The 17226-nt window shown below is 67.3% G+C and carries 15 protein-coding genes; 11 read left to right on the forward strand and 4 right to left on the reverse strand.

The features are described from left to right. Nucleotides 1–3: 3 nt before the first annotated feature. Together ACAW63_RS19780 and ACAW63_RS19785 are read right to left on the reverse strand one after the other, a co-directional pair. Nucleotides 4–852 (reverse strand): TauD/TfdA family dioxygenase, encoded by an 849-nt coding sequence (locus tag ACAW63_RS19780; protein WP_331319439.1) that lies wholly within the window; start codon nucleotides 850–852, stop codon nucleotides 4–6. An 11-nt stretch (nucleotides 853–863) separates the two neighbouring features. Further along, nucleotides 864–1844: a quinone oxidoreductase gene (locus tag ACAW63_RS19785; RefSeq protein WP_371227975.1), complete on the reverse strand. Its 981-nt coding sequence runs from the start codon at nucleotides 1842–1844 to the stop codon at nucleotides 864–866. A 208-nt stretch (nucleotides 1845–2052) separates the two neighbouring features. Between ACAW63_RS19785 and ACAW63_RS19790 the strand changes: the two genes are divergently transcribed. Next, nucleotides 2053–2247 carry a hypothetical protein gene (locus tag ACAW63_RS19790; protein ID WP_371227977.1) on the forward strand — a complete coding sequence of 65 codons (195 nt, stop codon included), beginning with the start codon at nucleotides 2053–2055 and terminating at the stop codon, nucleotides 2245–2247. Between the two features lie 230 nt (nucleotides 2248–2477). Here the strand turns inward: ACAW63_RS19790 and ACAW63_RS19795 are convergent, their stop codons facing one another. Further along, complete coding sequence (locus ACAW63_RS19795; protein WP_331319440.1) at nucleotides 2478–2720, reverse strand: hypothetical protein; 243 nt, start codon at nucleotides 2718–2720, stop codon at nucleotides 2478–2480. 178 nt (nucleotides 2721–2898) lie between these two features. On the opposite strand from ACAW63_RS19795, the gene ACAW63_RS19800 reads away from it, so the two are divergent. Genes ACAW63_RS19800 through ACAW63_RS19820 form a run of 5 tightly spaced genes read left to right on the forward strand, consistent with a single transcriptional unit; the run spans nucleotide 2899 to nucleotide 9431 of the window. After that, nucleotides 2899–3900, forward strand: coding sequence for an HlyD family efflux transporter periplasmic adaptor subunit (locus ACAW63_RS19800; RefSeq protein ID WP_371227979.1), 1002 nt, complete (start codon nucleotides 2899–2901; stop codon nucleotides 3898–3900). Continuing rightward, a complete protein-coding gene (locus ACAW63_RS19805) occupies nucleotides 3900–5687 on the forward strand; it encodes an ATP-binding cassette domain-containing protein (protein WP_371227981.1) in 1788 nt (595 codons plus the stop codon). The genes ACAW63_RS19800 and ACAW63_RS19805 overlap by 1 nt, the downstream gene beginning before the upstream one ends. After that, nucleotides 5684–6814, forward strand: coding sequence for an ABC transporter permease (locus tag ACAW63_RS19810; RefSeq protein WP_371227983.1), 1131 nt, complete (start codon nucleotides 5684–5686; stop codon nucleotides 6812–6814). The genes ACAW63_RS19805 and ACAW63_RS19810 overlap by 4 nt, the downstream gene beginning before the upstream one ends. 6 nt (nucleotides 6815–6820) lie before the next feature. Then, nucleotides 6821–7924 (forward strand): ABC transporter permease, encoded by a 1104-nt coding sequence (locus ACAW63_RS19815; protein WP_371227985.1) that lies wholly within the window; start codon nucleotides 6821–6823, stop codon nucleotides 7922–7924. 10 nt (nucleotides 7925–7934) lie between these two features. Continuing rightward, nucleotides 7935–9431, forward strand: coding sequence for an efflux transporter outer membrane subunit (locus ACAW63_RS19820; RefSeq protein WP_371227987.1), 1497 nt, complete (start codon nucleotides 7935–7937; stop codon nucleotides 9429–9431). On the opposite strand, the gene ACAW63_RS19825 is transcribed toward ACAW63_RS19820, so the two are convergent. Next, nucleotides 9428–10051: a DUF4157 domain-containing protein gene (locus ACAW63_RS19825; protein WP_371227989.1), complete on the reverse strand. Its 624-nt coding sequence runs from the start codon at nucleotides 10049–10051 to the stop codon at nucleotides 9428–9430. The two genes, ACAW63_RS19820 and ACAW63_RS19825, sit on opposite strands and share 4 nt — an antisense overlap. Nucleotides 10052–10325: 274 nt before the next feature. Here ACAW63_RS19825 and ACAW63_RS19830 point away from each other — a divergent pair, with 274 nt between their 5' ends. From ACAW63_RS19830 to ACAW63_RS19850, 5 genes are all read left to right on the forward strand, one after another. Beyond that, the gene (locus ACAW63_RS19830; RefSeq protein WP_371227991.1) at nucleotides 10326–10730 is read left to right on the forward strand and encodes an SgcJ/EcaC family oxidoreductase; all 405 of its coding nucleotides are present in this window, start codon (nucleotides 10326–10328) and stop codon (nucleotides 10728–10730) included. Then, nucleotides 10727–11212, forward strand: coding sequence for an ATP-binding protein (locus tag ACAW63_RS19835; RefSeq protein ID WP_275611659.1), 486 nt, complete (start codon nucleotides 10727–10729; stop codon nucleotides 11210–11212). Before ACAW63_RS19830 ends, ACAW63_RS19835 begins: the two co-directional genes overlap by 4 nt. Before the next feature lie 39 nt (nucleotides 11213–11251). Further along, complete coding sequence (locus ACAW63_RS19840) at nucleotides 11252–12190, forward strand: class I SAM-dependent methyltransferase (RefSeq protein ID WP_371227993.1); 939 nt, start codon at nucleotides 11252–11254, stop codon at nucleotides 12188–12190. A gap of 137 nt (nucleotides 12191–12327) precedes the next feature. After that, complete coding sequence (locus tag ACAW63_RS19845) at nucleotides 12328–13977, forward strand: VRR-NUC domain-containing protein (protein ID WP_371227995.1); 1650 nt, start codon at nucleotides 12328–12330, stop codon at nucleotides 13975–13977. Further along, entirely contained in the window at nucleotides 13974–16289 is a 2316-nt protein-coding gene (locus ACAW63_RS19850; RefSeq protein ID WP_371227997.1) for an ATP-dependent DNA helicase, read from the forward strand. The genes ACAW63_RS19845 and ACAW63_RS19850 overlap by 4 nt, the downstream gene beginning before the upstream one ends. Nucleotides 16290–17226 lie beyond the last annotated feature (937 nt).

Below are 17226 nucleotides of genomic sequence, written 5' to 3' on the forward strand. Positions count from 1 at the left end.
GGATCAGAACGGCTTGTCGCCGATGATTCCGGCGCGCTCCATGCGGCGCACGCAGGGTGGGTAATCCATCACCGCGTAATGCTGGGTACTGCGGTTGTCCCAGATCGCCACGCTGTTCTTCTTCCAGCGCCAGCGCACCTGGTACTCGGGGATGTAGACCTGGCTCACCAGGTAGCGCAGCAGGTCCAGCGCGCCGGGGTTGGCGTCCTGGCCGAAGCGCACGTTCTGCGCGGTGTGGTAGTTGGTGAAGTGGGTGGTGAAGGCGTTGACGAACAGCACCTTCTCGCCCGTCTCCGGATGGGTACGCACCACCGGGTGCTCGGCGTCCGGGTACAGCGCCTTGAGGGCCAGACGCTTCTCGATCGGCATTGCCGCGCCGAAGCTCGCCTCGATGCTGTGGCGGGCGCGCAGCTCGGCGATCTTGCTCTTGATCTCGGCCGGCAGGTTCTCGTAGGCCAGCGCCATGTTCGCCCACATGGTGTCGCCACCCACCGGCGGGCATTCCACGCAGCGCAGCACGCAGCCCATGGGCGGCGCCTCGCGCCAGGTGGCGTCGGTGTGCCAGGCGTTCTCGTAGCGGTCGTTGGGCAGGTCCGGGGTCTTGTAGATGCGCACCAGGCCCGGGTGCTCCGGGTCGCTGCCGGCCACCGGGTGGTCCTCCAGCTCGCCGAAACGGCGAGCGAAGGCCACGTGGTCCGCGCGGCTGATGTCCTGGTCGCGCAGGAACAGCACCTTGTGCTTCAGCAGCAGGCTGCGCATTTCGTCGAACAGTGCATCGTCACGGGCGGCATCGCCCAGGTTCACGCCGGAAACTTCAGCGCCGATGCTGCAAGTCAGTTGCTCCACGTGCATGACGAGTCACCTCAGATGACGAAGATCGACGAGCCGGTGGTCTTGCGCGACTCCAGGTCGCGGTGGGCCTGCACGGCATCTTCCAGCGCATAGTGCTGGTTGATCTCGATGCGGATGTCGCCATCGCCGACGTGGGTGAACAGCTCATCCAGCAGCGCGGCCTTCTCCGCCGGGTCGGCGATGTAGTCGGCCAGCGCCGGGCGGGTGAGGAAGATCGAGCCCTTCATCGCCAGCAGGACCGGGTCGAACGGCGGGATCGGCCCGGACGCGGTGCCGACGCAGACCATCAGGCCACGGCGCTTGAGCGAATCCAGGGAGGACATGAAGGTGTCCTTGCCGACGCTGTCGAACACCACGTCCACGCCACGGCCATCGGTCAGCTCGCGGACCCGCGAGGCAACGTCTTCGCGGCTGTAGTCGATGACCTCCGCGCAGCCGTGGGCCAGGGCGACCTGGGCCTTGGCTTCGCTGGAGACCGTGCCGATCACCCGCAGGCCGAGCAGGCGCGCCCACTGCGAGACGATCAGGCCCACGCCACCGGCAGCGGCGTGCAGCAGGATGCTGTCGCCGGGCTTGAAGTCATGGATGCGGCGCATCAGGTAGGCCGAGGTCAGGCCGCGCATGGTCATCGCGGCGGCGGTCTCGAAGGCGATGCTTTCGGGCAGGCGGATCAAGGGTGCGGCGGGCACCAGGCGCTCGGTGCTGTAGGCGCCCAGGGTATTGATGAAGCCGGTGTAGGTGACCCGGTCGCCCGGTACGACGTTGTGCACGCCCTCGCCCACCGCCACCACCACCCCGGCGGCTTCCACACCCATGCCGCTGGGCAGGGGCACCGCGTAGGTCCCATTACGGAAGTAGGTGTCCGCGTAGTTCAGCCCTACGGCAACGTGGCGCAGGCGAACCTGCCCCGGGCCGGGATCGCCGACCTCCACGTCCTCGTAACGCAGGACCTCGGGACCCCCGGTTTCATAGAAACGAACGGCTTTGGCCATGCCGGATTCTCCAGTCTGTCTTGTTTTTTTAGTGGGCGGATGCCCATGGATCGGACTCTAGGGAGGGGGCCGGACAGCCGCTTCACATCGAACGACAGGGGCTTTTCATTTCGTGACAGGGAGGTGGCGCCGTTCGTCAGGCGCGCGGGGTGACAGGTCCCAGGGCGCGTTCACTGGAGGGGGGGACAGCCAACGGGAGGACGCGCAGATGCCTAGATTCATCGCGCTGCTACTGGCGGGCGTACTGGCCCTCGCCCTGGGCGGATCGTCCTGCAGCGGCCACGGCGGGCCCGCCGGGCACGACGTCGCGCCACCGCCCAAACCGCAGATGACCGACGACATCAATATCGGCGACCAGGGGATCGACCCGCAGCGGATTCAGCCGCAAGCGCCGCAGCGCTGAAACCGCCGGCTCTATTGCAGGAGCGAGCTTGCTCGCGAACCGCCCAGCGCCGGTGCTGCCGGTAGACTCCCTTCGCGAGCAAGCTCGCTCCTACGAAAAGCTGTCCGTAGGGCGTACAACCGTTCGCGGTTGTACGCCGATACTCCCTGCCCTGTTGCTGGCGCCATGACTGAACCCGCAGCGGTCTGAGGCTCAGGCCAAACGGCGTATTACGCGGAGCCTTATACGCCCTACGGATGCTGCTTCCGCAGGCAAGCCATCGCGATGAAGCGCGCCGACACCATCGCCAGCAGCCCGAGCCCACCGAAGAGCACGATGGTGGTCATGCCCTCGCTGTGGGTCAGGAAGTCCGTCAGCGCGGCCAGGCCGATGGCCAGGACGAACATCACCATGCCGGACCACTGCATCAGCTGCGCGCGACGCAGGCAAGAGGACTGTTTGGCGGCCTGAGAACCATTCACTTGATCGCTCATGACAGCGCTCCCGTTGAGGTTGCCTCTCCACGCTAACAGCAATACGCAACCACGGCGGCGAAGCTGACGAAACGATGCTCGAACCCCTCTGCGACGCGCCGTAGCCGTCATTTTGCTGCTCCGGGAGCGAATAACTGGCTATCCTTCACCGGGCTGTCACGAAACAGGGAAGGTCTTCATGCCGAAGAAGCTGTTGCTGGTCGTCGTTCTGGTGCTGTTGCTGGGGGGCGGGTCATGGTGGTACCTGCAATCCCGCGAAAGCGGAGATAAGGGACTGGTGCTCTACGGCAACGTCGATATCCGCCAGGTTTCGCTGGCCTTCATCGGCAGCGAGCGCATCGCCCGGATGAACGTCGATGAAGGCGACCAGGTGAAGGCCGGCGACGTGCTGGCCAGCCTCGACACCCGCGCCCTGCGCCTGCAGATCGACAAGGCCCGGGCGCAGATCGCCGCCCAGGAACAAAGCCTGTTGCGCCTGAAGAACGGCACGCGCCCCGAGGACATCGACCGCGCCCGCGCCCAGGACCAGGCCGCCCGCGCCCAGCTCGACCTCGCCAACACCCAGCTGCGCCGCCTGCAGAACATCCGCGCCAACAGCCCCGGCGGCCGCGCCGTGAGCCAGCAGGACATCGATAGCGCCACCTCCCAGCAGAGGGTCGCCCAGGCCCAGCTGGAAGATCGGCAGAAATCCCTGCGCCTGGCCCGGATCGGCCCGCGCGCGGAAGACATCGCCCAGGCTGAGGCGCAGCTCGCCGCCGCCCGCGCCGACCTCGCCCTGCTCCAGCACAACCTCGACGAAGCCGACCTCAAGGCGCCACAGAACGCCACCGTGCGCTCGCGCCTGCTGGAACCCGGAGACATGGCCTCGCCGCAGCGCCCGGTGTACTCCCTGGCGCTGACCGACCCGAAATGGATTCGCGCCTATGTCAGCGAAATCAACCTGGGGCGGATCAAGCCAGGCATGAAGGCCCAGGTCTTCACCGATAGCCACCCGGACCAGGCCATCGACGGTCACGTCGGCTTTATCTCCTCGGTCGCCGAATTCACCCCGAAATCGGTGCAGACCGAAGAACTGCGCACCAGCCTGGTCTACGAAGTCCGGGTGCTGGTGGCCGACCCCGACAACCGCCTGCGCCTGGGCATGCCGGCCACGGTACGTCTCGCCGACGAGCCGCGCTGATGGCCACGAGTCCGCAAGCTCGCGGCGAAGGCCCGGTCATCCGCGCCGAGGGCCTGGCCAAGCAGTTCCTGATCAAGGAGTCGGGCAAGACGGTGCAGGCGCTCAAGGACATCAGCCTGGACATCCCGCGCGGCAAGCTTACCGCGCTGGTCGGCCCGGACGGCGCCGGCAAGACCACCTTCCTGCGCCTGGTCGCCGGGCTCCTGCAGGCCGATGCCGGCAGCCTGACGGTGCTGGACCTGGACGTCCACGCCCACCCGCAGCAGGTACAGGACCGCATCAGCTACATGCCGCAGCGCTTCGGTCTCTACGAAGACCTCAGCGTGCAGGAGAACCTCGACCTCTACGCCGACCTCCATGGCGTACCCCACGGGCAGCGCGAGGAGCGCTACCAGCGCCTGCTGGAAATGACCGACCTGGCGCGCTTCACCGAGCGCCCGGCGGGCAAGCTCTCCGGCGGCATGAAGCAGAAGCTGGGCCTGGCCTGCACCCTGGTGCGCTCGCCGGACCTGCTGCTGCTCGACGAACCGACCGTGGGCGTCGATCCGCTGTCGCGCCGCGAGCTCTGGGAAATCATCCAGCAGTTGATCGAGCAGGAACAGCTCAGCGTGCTGGTCTCCACCTCCTACATGGACGAAGCCGAGCGCTGCGCCGAAGTCTTCCTGCTGCACCAGGGCCAACTGATGGCCAAGGGCGACCCGGCGTCGATCCGCCAGCACGCCGACAACCTCTGCTTCATCGCCACGCCGCCGCCGGAGCAGCCCGCGCGCACCCTGCAGGCGCGGCTGCTGGAGGACCACCGGAACATCGTCGACGCCGTGCCGCAGTCGGGCGAAGTGCGCTTCATCCGCCAGCCCGACGCCGAGCAGTCGAGGCTCGACCAGTTGCTCGACGGCGCACCGGCCCGCCCGGTGGAGGCACGGCTGGAAGACGGCTTCATGTTCCTCCTGCGCGCCCGCAGCGACGCCGAGGCGGTGGACATGGAATCGCTCAAGAGCGGCACCCAGCGCCATGAGGATGGCGAGGACGCGGTGATCGAAGTGAAGGACCTGGTGCGCAAGTTCGGCGACTTCACCGCCGTGGCCAGCACCAGCTTCAGCGTACGCCGCGGCGAAATCTTCGGCCTGCTCGGCCCCAACGGCGCCGGCAAGACCACCACCTTCCGCATGCTCTGCGGGCTGCTGCCGGCCACCAGCGGCACCCTGCAGGTGGCCGGGGTCAACCTGCGCCACGCGCGGGCCCAGGCGCGGCGCAAGGTCGGCTACGTGTCGCAGAAGTTCTCCCTCTACGGCAACCTCTCGGTGGCGGAGAACCTGCGCTTCTTCGGCGGCGCCTATGGCCTGATCGGCAAGCGCCTGAGCCAGCGGATGGACGCGGTGTCCCGGCAGTTCGACCTCAGCGGCCAGGAAGACGCCCCCAGCGGCCAGTTGCCCGGCGGCTTCAAACAACGCCTGGCGATGGCCGTGGGTCTGCTCCACGAACCGGAAATCCTCTTCCTCGACGAACCCACCAGCGGCGCCGATCCCCTCGCCCGCCGCGGCTTCTGGCAACGCATCACGGCGCTGGCGGCCTCCGGCACCACCATAATCATCACCACCCACTTCATGGAAGAGGCCGAGTACTGCGACCGCATCGTCATCCAGGACGCCGGCAAGCTGCTGGCCATGGGCACCCCGCAGGAAGTCCGCGAGCAGGCCGGCGGCCAGGGCAGCACGCTGAACATGGAGCAGGCGTTCATCGAGATCGTGGAAACCAACCGTCAGCACGCCAAGGCGGGCACGGCATGAGCGCCGGCGGCTTCTGGCGGCGCCTCGCCTCGCTGACCCGCAAGGAAGTGCGGCAGCTGGTGCGCGACCGCAGCAACCTGCTGATCGGCATCGGCCTGCCCATCGCGCTGATCCTGATCTTCGGCTACGGCCTGTCGCTGGACGTGAAGCGCGCCATCATCGCCATCGTCCTCGACGATCCCTCGCCAATCGCCCGCGACGTCGCCGCCAGCATCAGCCGCACCGACTACCTGGTGCCACATCATGTGCGCTCCCTCGCCGAGGGCGAGGCGCTGATGAAGTCCCGCGAGGTGGACGCCCTGGTGCAGGTGCCCTCCGACTTCACCCGCCGCCTGAATGAAGGCAACGCGCAGATCCAGGTGCTGGTGCAGGGCTCGGACGCCACCCGCGCCGCCAGCGTCGCCACCTACGTCGGCAGCGCCCTGGCCGGCTGGGGCGAGAAGCAGGCCGACCGCAGCGCCGACGGACAACCCCGGGGCGGCGCCGTTACCATCGTCCAGCGCATGTGGTTCAACGCCGCCAACACCAGCACCTGGTACCTGGTGCCGGGGCTGATCGTGCTGATCATGACCCTGGTGGGCGCTTTCCTCACCGCCCTGGTGATGGCCCGCGAATGGGAGCGCGGCACCCTGGAAGCGCTGTTCGTCACCCCGGTGCGACCGGTGGAAATCCTCCTGGCGAAGATCATCCCCTGCTTCGGCATCGGCATGATCGGCCTGGCGCTGTGCCTGATCGCCGCGCGTTTCCTGTTCGACGTGCCGCTGTACGGTTCCTTCGTGGTGCTGGTGGTCGCCTCCATGCTCTACATGCTGGTGGCCCTGGGCATCGGCCTGCTGATCTCGGCGATGACCAAGAACCAGTTCCTCGCCAGCCAGATCGCCCTGCTCGCCAGCTTCCTGCCGGCCATGATGCTCTCGGGTTTCATCTTCGACCTGCGCAACGTGCCGACCGCCATCCGCGTGGTGGGCGACCTGCTGCCGGCGACCTACTTCATGGAACTGGTGAAATCCCTGTTCCTGGCCGGCAACTTCTGGCCGATGATCCTCAAGGACTGCGCGATCCTCGCCGCCTACGCCGTGGTCCTGCTGGGCCTGGCGCGGCTGGTGACGCGCAAGCGACTGGACTAGAGCACGATGGAATTCTTCTGGCGCATCCTCAACCTCTGGCGCAAGGAACTGCTGGTGATCCTCAAGGACCCGGCCAACCGCATCGTGCTGGTGGTGCCGGTGCTGCTGCAGAGCGTGCTGTTCGGCTACGCAGTGACCTTCGACCTCAACGACGCCCCCTACGCCCTGCTAGACCTCAGCAAGGGTGAGGCGTCCCGCGAGCTCGCCTCGCGCCTGGACGGCAGCGGCATCTTCCACCGGGTGGCGACCCTCACGCGGGTGGAGGAAATCCAGACGGTGATCGACGAGCAGAAGGCGCTGCTGGTGGTGCACATCCCTTCCGACTTCCAGACCCGCCTGGCCCTGGGCGACCCGGCACCGATCCAGGTCATCCTCGACGGGCGCAACTCCAACACCGCCGGTTCCGCCGCCGCGGGGCTGGCCAGCATCGTGGTCGACTTCAACCGCAGCCGGGGCCTGGCGGCACCGCCGCTGAGCGTGGTCAGCCGCGCCTGGTACAACCCCAACCTGGAAACCCGCTGGCCGCTGATCCCGGCGCTGATCGCCACCCTGAGCATGATGCAGACACTGATGCTCACCGCCCTCTCGGTGGCCCGCGAGCGCGAACAGGGCACCTTCGACCAGCTCCTGGTGACACCCTACACGCCGCTGGAAATCATGCTCGGCAAGGCCATACCGCCGACCCTGATCGGGCTGGCGCAGGCCAGCCTGGTGCTGCTGATGGCGCTGTTCTGGTTCCGCATCCCCATGGCCGGCTCGCTGCTGGACCTGTACGGCGGGCTGGCGGTGTTCACCATCGCCTGCGTCGGGCTGGGCATGTCGATTTCCGCCATCTCGCTGAACATGCAGCAGGCGATGCTCTACACCTTCGTGCTGATCATGCCGCTGACGCTGCTCTCCGGCCTCGCCACGCCGGTGCGCAACATGCCGGAATTCCTGCAGGTGGTCACCTACGCCAACCCGCTGCGCTTCGGCATCGACCTGATCCAGCGCATCTACCTGGAAGGCGCCAGCCTCGCCAGCGTGTCGTTCAACCTCATCCCCATGCTGGTGGTGGCCGCCGTTACCCTGCCGCTCGCCTCGTGGCTGTTCCGCCACCGCCTGACGTGAGAGAAAGCCCATGAATCACTCCCTCACTCCGCTCGCCTGCTGCCTGATGCTGCTCGGAGGCTGCGCCGTCGGCCCCGACTATGAAGCGCCGCAGACCCGTAGCCCGGCCAGCTGGCAGGCGGCCCACTCCGGCGAAGCGGCGCTGCCCGCAGCCGGCACCACCCAACTCGCCGAGGACTGGTGGACGCTGTTCAACGACCCGGTACTGAACAACCTGCAGCGCCGCGCCGACAAGGCCAGCCCGGACCTCAACACCGCCGTGCTGCGCTTCGCCCAGAGCCGCATGCAGCGGCAGATGGTGGCGTCCCAGCGCGGTGTGGACGTCAATGCCTCGGCGGCGGTCAATCGCCAGCGCATGAGCGAGAACGGCGCCAACGCGCTGATGATCCAGCGCATCGCCCCCGGCGCGAACAGCGAGCAGATCAGCAAGGTCCTCGCCGAGCCCTTCACCCTCTACCAGGCCGGCTTCGACGCCTCCTGGGAGCCGGACCTGTGGGGCCGCATCCGCCGCTCCATCGAGTCCGCCGACGCCAGCGTGGCAGCGCAGGCGGCGATGCTCGACGAAGTGCGCCTGGGCGTCGCCGCGGAACTGTCCCGCGCCTACTTCGAGCTGCGCGGCGTGCAGCAGCAGATCGCGGTGACGCGCCAGGACCTGGCCGCCACCGAGGAAACCCTGCAACTGATCCAGGTGCGCGCCGATGGCGGCCTGGTGGACGACTTCGACGTCGAACGCCAGCGCGGCCAACTGGCCGATCTGCGCTCGCGCCTGCCGCAACTGCTGGCCAGCGAAAGCGCGGCGGTCAACCAGATCGGCGTGCTGATCGGCGCCGAACCCGGCAGCCTGCGCGACGAGCTCAAGCCGGTGGCGCAGGCCGAGCCGCAGACACCGGACCTCAGCCTCGGCCTGCCCTCGGAGCTGGCCCGGCGCCGCCCGGACATCCGCGCCGCCGAAGCCCAGCTGCATGCCGCCACGGCCAATATTGGCGTGGCCGTGGCCGATCTCTACCCCGCCATCCGCCTGGGTGCGCGCTTCGGCTTCGAATCCACCGAGGACGGCCATATCAGCGACTGGGGCAGCCGCACCTGGAGCGTCGGCCCGAGTCTCTCCGTGCCGATCTTCGACAATGGCCGGCGACGCTCCAGCATCAACCTGCGCAAGCTGGAACAGCAGGAAGCCGCCGTGGCCTATCAGCAGACCGTGCTCAAGGCCTGGCAGGAAGTCGACGACAGCCTCAGCCAGTACGGCGCCGAACGCCAGCGCAACCGCCAGTTGCAGGACAAGCAGCGCAGCGCCGACATCGCCTACGGCATGGCCAAGGTGCGCTACGCCGGCGGGATGACCGACTTCCTGGTGGAGCTTGACGCCCAGCGCGCCTACCTGCAATCGCGCCGCGACCTGGTGGACAGCGATACCCAGCTGCGCCTGACCCTGATCGCCCTGTGCAAGGCGCTTGGCGGCGGTACGCCGGTGCCGGAAGCCGCCGCCGGGGAGTCCGCGAGCCGCTAGTGCTGCGCGGCGGCCGTCTGCTGGCTGTCGCGCAGGTCCTTGGCTACCTTGCGCTGCATCGCGTAGGCCGGCGCCTCGACGGCGTCGTAGTCCTCGCTGTAGCGGTTGGCGAAGCCCTGCACGCCCCATTCCTGGAACTGCTTCACGTGCCACAGTTCGTGGGCCCAGAGGGCGACGTCCTTCTGCGCGTCTTCCTCGCGGCGGAAGACGATCACGTCCACCAAGGTGACGGCCTCGGTGTCGGGGTTCTGCATCATGGTCTGGGCGGCGTTCAGCTCATCCAGCGCGCCGGTGGAATAGCGCGCCGCCATCAGCACCTCGTCAGGGAAATAGGCCTGCAGCTGCGCGCGGATTTCCAGCGGGATCGGCTGGGTGCCGCCCTGCTCCGCCTGGTCGCGGGACTGCTGCAGCCAGACGCCCAGCGCCTGGCCGGCCATCTTGCGGGTGTCGGCGATCACCGGGCCGAGCACGGCGCCCAGGTCCGGCAGGCAGACGCAGGTATCCAGGCAGACCTGCCGCTGCCCCTGGGGACAGGTGACGGCAGGGGTATCGACGGACACGGCCAACCCGGCGAGCAGCGCCAGCGCGCGCAGGATGCGGGTTGGATGGGGGGATGGCATGGGGGGTGCTCCGCTACAGCGAGGAGAAAGACTTGGCCGTTGGACCACGGCGCGCCGCGATCATGCCATGGCACCAGCAAAAAAAGAGTGCTGGCGCGACGGACGAAACTTCTGCTAGCTTCTGGCCCCATGAATGCCGCCAATCGCACCTTCCAGCAGATTATTACCACCATCGCTCCGATGGTGGGTTAGCGCATTCCGCGAACAACCAAACCCGCCTCCCGGCGGGTTTTTTAATGCCCGCCGTCCGAGGCTCCCGATCAAGGAGACACTGATGGACCCGGCAAACCACCCTGCACCGCATCCCGTGCAAGTGCTCATCCAGGCCGCCGATGAAGCCATCGGCCGCGAGGATTTCGACGCGCTGCTGGCGTTCTACACCGACGACGCACTGCTGGTGGTCAAGCCCGGCCTGCTGGCGCGCGGCAAGGAGCAGATCCGCCGCGCCTTCATCGCCATCGCCGAACACTTCGGGCACAAGCTGCGGGTGCGCCAGGGCCGCCTGGAAATCCTCGAAACCGGCGACACCGCGCTGGTGGTCGCGCAAACCCTGCTGGACACCAGCCACGGCAAGCTGACCCGCCGCGCCACCTACGTCTTCCGCCGCGAAGCCGACGGCGCCTGGCGTTGCGCCGTGGACAACTCCTACGGCACCGACCTGCTGGAGGCGACGACATGAGTACGGGCACATTGCACCTGCTGTGTGGCAAGGCGGCGTCGGGCAAATCCTGCCTGGCGCGGCAACTGGCCGAGGCGCCGGGCACCGTGATGCTGGCCGAGGAACAATGGCTGGCCGAACTCTTCCCCTGGGGCATCAGCAACCCGGACGACTACCAGCTCTATGCCCGCCGCGTGCGCAAGGTGATGGGCCCGCACGTGGTCGGCCTGCTGCGAGCCGGCACCAGCGTGGTGCTGGACATCCCCGCCAACACCCTGGCCGACCGCCGCTGGCTGATCGACCTGGCGCAGCAGGCCGGCGCCGGGCATTGTCTGCATTTCCTCGACATAGACCCGGACACCTGCCGCAACCGCCTGCTCGCCCGCCACGCCCTGGCACCGCTGGCCGCACCGCTGGACCCGGCCGGCTACGAGGCGCTCAATCGTTTCTTCGTCGCCCCGCGTCCGGAGGAAAAACTGCGGGTGCAGCGCCATGGCGCCTGAGCGCGTAGAATCGCCGCCCCGATTGGAAAGACCCAGACAATGAACACCGAAGCCATCGCCACCCTGCGCGAGCAACTGCTCGCCGCCCTGAACCCCGCCCCCGTGGAGACCCGCCGCCTGTTCCACGGCCGCGGCCGGCGCTGGCCGGGCCTGGAGCAGGTGACCGCCGACTGGCTGGAAGGGGTGCTGCTGGTGTCGCTGTTCCGCGAACCGGCCGAGGACGAACTGGCCGCGCTGCGGGCGATGCTGCTGGAACTGGCGCAAGGCGATACCTGGCGCGCCACCGGCGCCCGCAGCCTGATGCTGCAACACCGCTACACCCTGGAAAGCACCATGGAAGTGCTCTGCGGCGAAGCCTTCGACGGTTGGCAGATCAGCGAACACGGCCTGCGCTACCAGCTGGACCTGGGCCGCAAGCAGAACAACGGCCTGTTCCTCGACATGCGCTACGGCCGCCAGTGGGTGCAGGCCAACGCCGAAGGCCTGCGCGTGCTCAACCTGTTCGCCTACACCTGCGGCTTCTCCGTGGCGGCGATTGCCGGCGGCGCGCAGAAGGTGGTCAACCTCGACATGGCCCGCGCCGCCTTGAGCCGTGGCCGCGACAACCACCGCCTGAACGGCCACGACCTGTCGAAGGTGAGTTTCCTCGACCACGACCTGTTCAAGTCCTGGGGCAAGGTGAAGAAGTCCGGCCCCTACGACCTGATCATCATCGACCCGCCGAGCTTCCAGAAAGGCAGCTTCGTCCTCGACAAGGACTACGCCCGCGTCCTGCGCCGCCTGCCGGAGCTGCTGGACGGCGCCGGCACCGTGCTGGCCTGCGTGAATGACCCGGCGGTGGGCGTCGACTTCGTCCTCCAGGGCATGGCCGCCGAGGCGCCGCAGCTACGCTTCGTCGAGCGCCTGGAGAACCCACCGGAATTCGCCGATATCGAGGAAGATAGCGGCCTGAAGGCGCTGGTGTTCCGCCTCGATTGATCCGCCGTCCGGGCACGGCCCTACAGCCATCCTGAAACCCAGCGCAAGGCATCTCCCGACAAAAGGCCGCCACAACCCTTGCGGCCGAGTCCCCCTCTTGCCATCCTTGGCACTGTATGTAAAACCAGTGCCCGCCAATGCCTGCGCCGCTCGACCCCAGCCTCTATTACCTGACCAACTTCCATCGCGCCCTCGACTGGATCGACGAACGCTACGCCGACCTGCTCGAGGCCGAGGAAACCCGGTTCATCGCCGATTTCCGCGCGCTGCCGCTGCCTTCACGGGCGCTGCTGGTGCGGCTGGTCATGCGCAAGGGGCCGCACTTCCGCGCCGGCAAGCTGAGCTACGCCGAGATCGGCGACATTCCCGCGGCCGCCGCGCCGCTGCTGGAACTCGGGTGGCTGGACGACGCCTGGCCGCTGGCGCTGGAAGAGTTGCTGCCGCTGCTGCTCAAGGACGAACTGCTCGCCCGCTTCCGCGATGACCTGCCACGCGGCCCGCTGAAGAAGGCCGAGCTGTACGAGCACCTGCACGCCTACCACGAGCAGGTTCAGCCGTTCGGGAACTGGTACCCCGGCCTCGACCGTCTCTACACCCTGATGCTGACGCCCTTGTGCGACCGCCTGCGCCTGCTGTTCTTCGGCAACCTGCAGCAGGACTGGTCCGAATTCGTCCTCGCCGACCTGGGCATCTTCCGCTACGAAACCGTCCCTTTCACCGCCGATTCCCGCGCCTTCCGCCGCCGCGACGACCTGGAGGCCTACATCCACCTGTGGAACGGCGCGGTTCGCTTCGACGCCGGCGAATCCATCGTCGAGCTGCTGGCCGAGCTGGGCGACTTCCGCAGCGACAACCCTTACCTGCAGGCACGCCACGGTCGCCTGCTGTACCGCATGGCCTACCAGCTGGAGCGCGACGGCGAACTGGACGCCGCATTGGCGCTGTACCGGCGCACCACCGCCGGAGGTTCGCGGCAGCGGCAGATCCGCGTGCTGGAACGCCTGCAGCGCTTCGAGGAAGCCCACGCCCTGGTGCAGGCCGCGCTGGCCGCGCCGGAAAGCGACGGCGAGCTGCAACTGGTGGAACGCGCGCTGACCCGGCTGGTCCGCCAGCTCGGCCTGCCGAAAGAAAAGACCGCCAAACCGACGCCGCCGCTGCGCATCGACCTGGAGCTGCCGCGCCCGGACGTCGACGTCGAGTTCGCCGTGCAGGCCGTACTCCATGAGGACGAAGCACCGGTGCACTACGTTGAGAACGCGCTGATCTGCAGCCTGTTCGGCCTGCTTTGCTGGGACGTGATCTTTGCCCCGCTGCCGGGCGCCTTCTTCCACCCCTTCCAGGCCGGGCCGAGCGACCTGTACCGCGGCGACTTCGTCAGCCGTCGTGCCGAAGCCTTCGCCGCTCGCCTGGCGCTGCTGGACAGCGACACCTATCTGACGGCGATCCGCGACACCTACGCCGCCAAATTCGGCATCCTTTCGCCCTTCGTGCACTGGGAATTGCTCGACGAGAACCTGCTGGACAAGGCCCTGCACTGCCTGCCGGCCGCGCACCTGAAGTTGTGGTTCGAACGCCTGCTGGCCGACCCGAAAGCCAACCGCGCCGGCATGCCCGACCTGATCCAGTTCTGGCCCAATGAGGCCCGCTACCGGATGATCGAAGTGAAAGGCCCCGGCGACCGCCTGCAGGACAATCAGAAGCGCTGGCTGGCCTTCTGCGCCGAGCACGGCATGCCGGTGGAAGTCTGTTACGTGCGCTGGGCGGACGAAGTGGCGGAAAGCGCGTGAGCTACGCCATCGCCGTGCGCGCGCTGTGCGAATTCACCGCCAAGGAAGGTGACCTCGACCTGCGCTTCACCCCCGCCCCCACCGCCCAGGAAGGCATGGCCGGGCACGCCACGGTGGTCTCCCGTCGCGGCCTGGGCTACATCGCCGAGCTGCCGCTGCGCGGGGAGTATCCGGGGCTGGTAGTCAGCGGCCGCGCCGACGGCTACGACCCGGACGCCAACCTGCTGGAAGAGATCAAGACCCATCGCGGCGACGTCGCGCGCATTCCGCAGAACCACCGGCTGCTGCACTGGGCGCAGGTGAAGGTGTACGGCTGGTTGCTGTGCCAGACGCTGGAGATCGACGCCATCGACCTGGCCGTCGTCTACTTCAACGTCATCACCCAGAAGGAAACGGTGTTCCGCGAGCGTTTCGCCGCCGAGGACCTGCGCGTCTTCTTCGAACTGCAGTGCAGCCGCTTCGTGCAATGGGCCGAACAGGAATGCGCGCACCGCGTCGAGCGCGACCAGGGCCTGGAGGCGCTGCGCTTCCCCTACGCCGATTTCCGCCAGGGCCAGCGCATGCTTGCCGAATCGGTCTACCGCGCCGCCCGCGACGGCCAGACGCTGATGGCCCAGGCCACCACCGGTATCGGCAAGACCCTCGGCACCCTGTTCCCGCAGCTCAAGGCCTTTCCCGGGCAGAAGCTGGACCGCTTGTTCTTCCTCACCGCCAAGACGCCGGGCCGGCGCCTGGCTCTCGACGCCCTGGCAACCCTGCGCCAGCAGGACGCCGGCCAGCCGCTGCGGGTGCTGGAACACGTCGCTCGCGACAAGGCCTGCGAGCACCCGGACAAATCCTGCCACGGCGACTCCTGTCCCCTGGCCAAGGGTTTCTACGACCGCCTGCCCGCCGCCCGCGAAGCCGCGCTCAAGCAGCGCTGGCTGACCCAGGAAGCCTTGCGCGACGTGGCGCTGGAACATCAGGTCTGCCCCTACTACCTGAGCCAGGAACTGTGCCGCTGGGCCGACGTGGTGGTGTGCGACTACAACTACTACTTCGACATGACCGCCCTGCTCTACGGCCTCACCCTGCTCAACGAGTGGAAGGTCACGCTGCTGGTGGACGAGGCGCACAACCTCATCGAGCGCGGCCGCGGCATGTACAGCGCCGAGCTGGACCAGACCGAATTCAATGCGATGCGCAAGGTCGCCCCGGCCGGCCTGAAGGGCGTGCTGGAGCGCGTCGGCCGCCACTGGAACCAGATGCACCGCGACCAGGAAGTGGACTACCAGATCTACCCGACGGTGCCGGACCTGTTCATCGCCGCGCTGCAGAAGGCCGTCAGCGCCATCACCGACCACCTCACCGACCAGCCCACCGGCAACGAGGCCGAGCTGCTGCGCTTCTACCTCGACGCCATGCTGTTCTGCCGGCTGGCCGAGGCCTACGGGCCGCACTCGCTGTTCGACATCACCCGCCATGACGGCAGCGGCCAGCGCACGCTGTCCACGCTGTGCCTGCGCAACGTGGTGCCGGCGCCCTTCCTTGAACCACGCTTCGAAGCCGCGCATAGCAGCACGCTGTTCTCCGCCACGCTGAACCCGGCCAATTACTACGCGGACCTGCTCGGCCTGCCGGAAGACACCAACTGGCGCGAGGTGGAATCGCCCTTCCGCGCCGAGCAGCTGGAAGTCCATGCGCTGAGCAACCTCTCCACCCGCTACCAGCACCGCGAGGCCAGCCTCGCACCGATCAGCACCCTGATGGCCCGCCAATTCCGCGCCCGCCCCGGCAACTACCTGGCCTTCTTCAGCAGTTACGCCTACCTGCAACAGGCGCTGGAGCACTTCGCCGCCGAACACCCGGACATCCCCCGCTGGATGCAGTCGCGCAGCATGAACGAGATCGAACGCCAGGCCTTCCTCGACCGCTTCACCAAGGGGTCGCGCGGCATCGGCTTCGCCGTGCTCGGCGGCGCCTTCGGCGAAGGCATCGACCTGCCCGGCGACCGGCTGATCGGCGCCTTCATCGCCACGCTGGGCCTGCCGCAGGTGAACGAGGTCAACGAGGAGATCAAGCAGCGCATGCAGGGCATGTTCGGCGACGGCTACGACTACACCTACCTGTTCCCCGGCCTGCAGAAGGTCGTCCAGGCCGCCGGACGGGTGATCCGTACGCCGACGGATTCGGGGGTGATCTACCTGCTGGACGATCGCTTCAACCAGCCGGCGGTGAGGCGGTTGCTGCCGAGTTGGTGGAAGACGCAGCGGCTGAAGTTCGTGGCCGATCCGCCGAAGTCGAAGGAGCCGCAGGGGTTTCTGTTGTTGTAGGAACGGACTTTGTCCGCGCGGCTTTTGGGTTTAGTGTTCTGCGCCGCTTCCGCGTGTGCTGCGAGATTTTATTTCGCCCCCTCGGGCGAGTCCCTTTTGGAGCCCCAAAAGGAACCAAAAGGGCTCGTCCCGACATCCGGGTCTTCGCTTCGCTCAGACTGCCCTCCTTCCGGTATCGCTCCGAGGGTCGGCGTAGAAGGGCCATCCTTGGCCCTCTACGCCTCTCGCGGCATCCATGCCGCTCGCCCCTCTGCGCAATACCTCCACTCGGCCTCCTGACGGGACTCTGCGCGCGCCTGGAACTTTGGCTGCTTCATGCTGGATCGCTCTTCGTAGGATGGCGTAGAGCGAAGCGAAACCCATCAAGGCGGATAACGCTGCGCGCTATTCACCCTACAGGTGTTCATCCTGCAACGTGGGTGCTGTGGCAAGCCTTCGCGGACAAGGGCTAGGTGCCCCCGTCTCTCCTACGGGAGCACAGCTCCGCTCTGGCTCTGGCTTTAAAGACTTCCAGAGAAACCTCCGCACGCACCGGAACGCCCCTTCAGGAGGCCGAGTGGAATCGGAGTTTCAGGGGTTGAGCGGCATGGATGCCGCGAGAGCGTCGTTGGGCCATGGATGGCCCGTCGACGCGGGCCCCTGAAACTTCGATGGAGCGAGGGAACCCCGGCGAAGCCGGGGCCGGATGATGGGGCAGAGACCTTTGCCTACTTTGCGTCGTTTGGCAAAGTAGGTCGCCCGAGGGGGCGAAACAAAATCTATCAACACATGCCAAAGCGGCGCAGAAACACCCAGACAAAAACAAAAATCATCGCGGACAAAGTCCTCCACTCCTACGGAAAGCCCCCACGCCCCCGATCAACCACCATTGACGGCACCATTCCACTGGATAAACTGTATATCTATACAGTTATTTCCGAGCCCCCCCATGCGATAC

The organism is Pseudomonas sp. QE6, assembly GCF_041379005.1.
Lineage (GTDB): Bacteria > Pseudomonadota > Gammaproteobacteria > Pseudomonadales > Pseudomonadaceae > Pseudomonas.

Bases quoted from the DNA above. Each gene is read 5' to 3' on its own strand.
- ACAW63_RS19780 (WP_331319439.1), bottom strand. From the start codon at position 852: ATGCACGTGGAGCAACTGACTTGCAGCATCGGCGCTGAAGTTTCCGGC.
- ACAW63_RS19785 (WP_371227975.1), bottom strand. From the start codon at position 1,844: ATGGCCAAAGCCGTTCGTTTCTATGAAACCGGGGGTCCCGAGGTCCTG.
- ACAW63_RS19790 (WP_371227977.1), top strand. From the start codon at position 2,053: ATGCCTAGATTCATCGCGCTGCTACTGGCGGGCGTACTGGCCCTCGCC.
- ACAW63_RS19795 (WP_331319440.1), bottom strand. From the start codon at position 2,720: ATGAGCGATCAAGTGAATGGTTCTCAGGCCGCCAAACAGTCCTCTTGC.
- ACAW63_RS19800 (WP_371227979.1), top strand. From the start codon at position 2,899: ATGCCGAAGAAGCTGTTGCTGGTCGTCGTTCTGGTGCTGTTGCTGGGG.
- ACAW63_RS19805 (WP_371227981.1), top strand. From the start codon at position 3,900: ATGGCCACGAGTCCGCAAGCTCGCGGCGAAGGCCCGGTCATCCGCGCC.
- ACAW63_RS19810 (WP_371227983.1), top strand. From the start codon at position 5,684: ATGAGCGCCGGCGGCTTCTGGCGGCGCCTCGCCTCGCTGACCCGCAAG.
- ACAW63_RS19815 (WP_371227985.1), top strand. From the start codon at position 6,821: ATGGAATTCTTCTGGCGCATCCTCAACCTCTGGCGCAAGGAACTGCTG.
- ACAW63_RS19820 (WP_371227987.1), top strand. From the start codon at position 7,935: ATGAATCACTCCCTCACTCCGCTCGCCTGCTGCCTGATGCTGCTCGGA.
- ACAW63_RS19825 (WP_371227989.1), bottom strand. From the start codon at position 10,051: ATGCCATCCCCCCATCCAACCCGCATCCTGCGCGCGCTGGCGCTGCTC.
- ACAW63_RS19830 (WP_371227991.1), top strand. From the start codon at position 10,326: ATGGACCCGGCAAACCACCCTGCACCGCATCCCGTGCAAGTGCTCATC.
- ACAW63_RS19835 (WP_275611659.1), top strand. From the start codon at position 10,727: ATGAGTACGGGCACATTGCACCTGCTGTGTGGCAAGGCGGCGTCGGGC.
- ACAW63_RS19840 (WP_371227993.1), top strand. From the start codon at position 11,252: ATGAACACCGAAGCCATCGCCACCCTGCGCGAGCAACTGCTCGCCGCC.
- ACAW63_RS19845 (WP_371227995.1), top strand. From the start codon at position 12,328: ATGCCTGCGCCGCTCGACCCCAGCCTCTATTACCTGACCAACTTCCAT.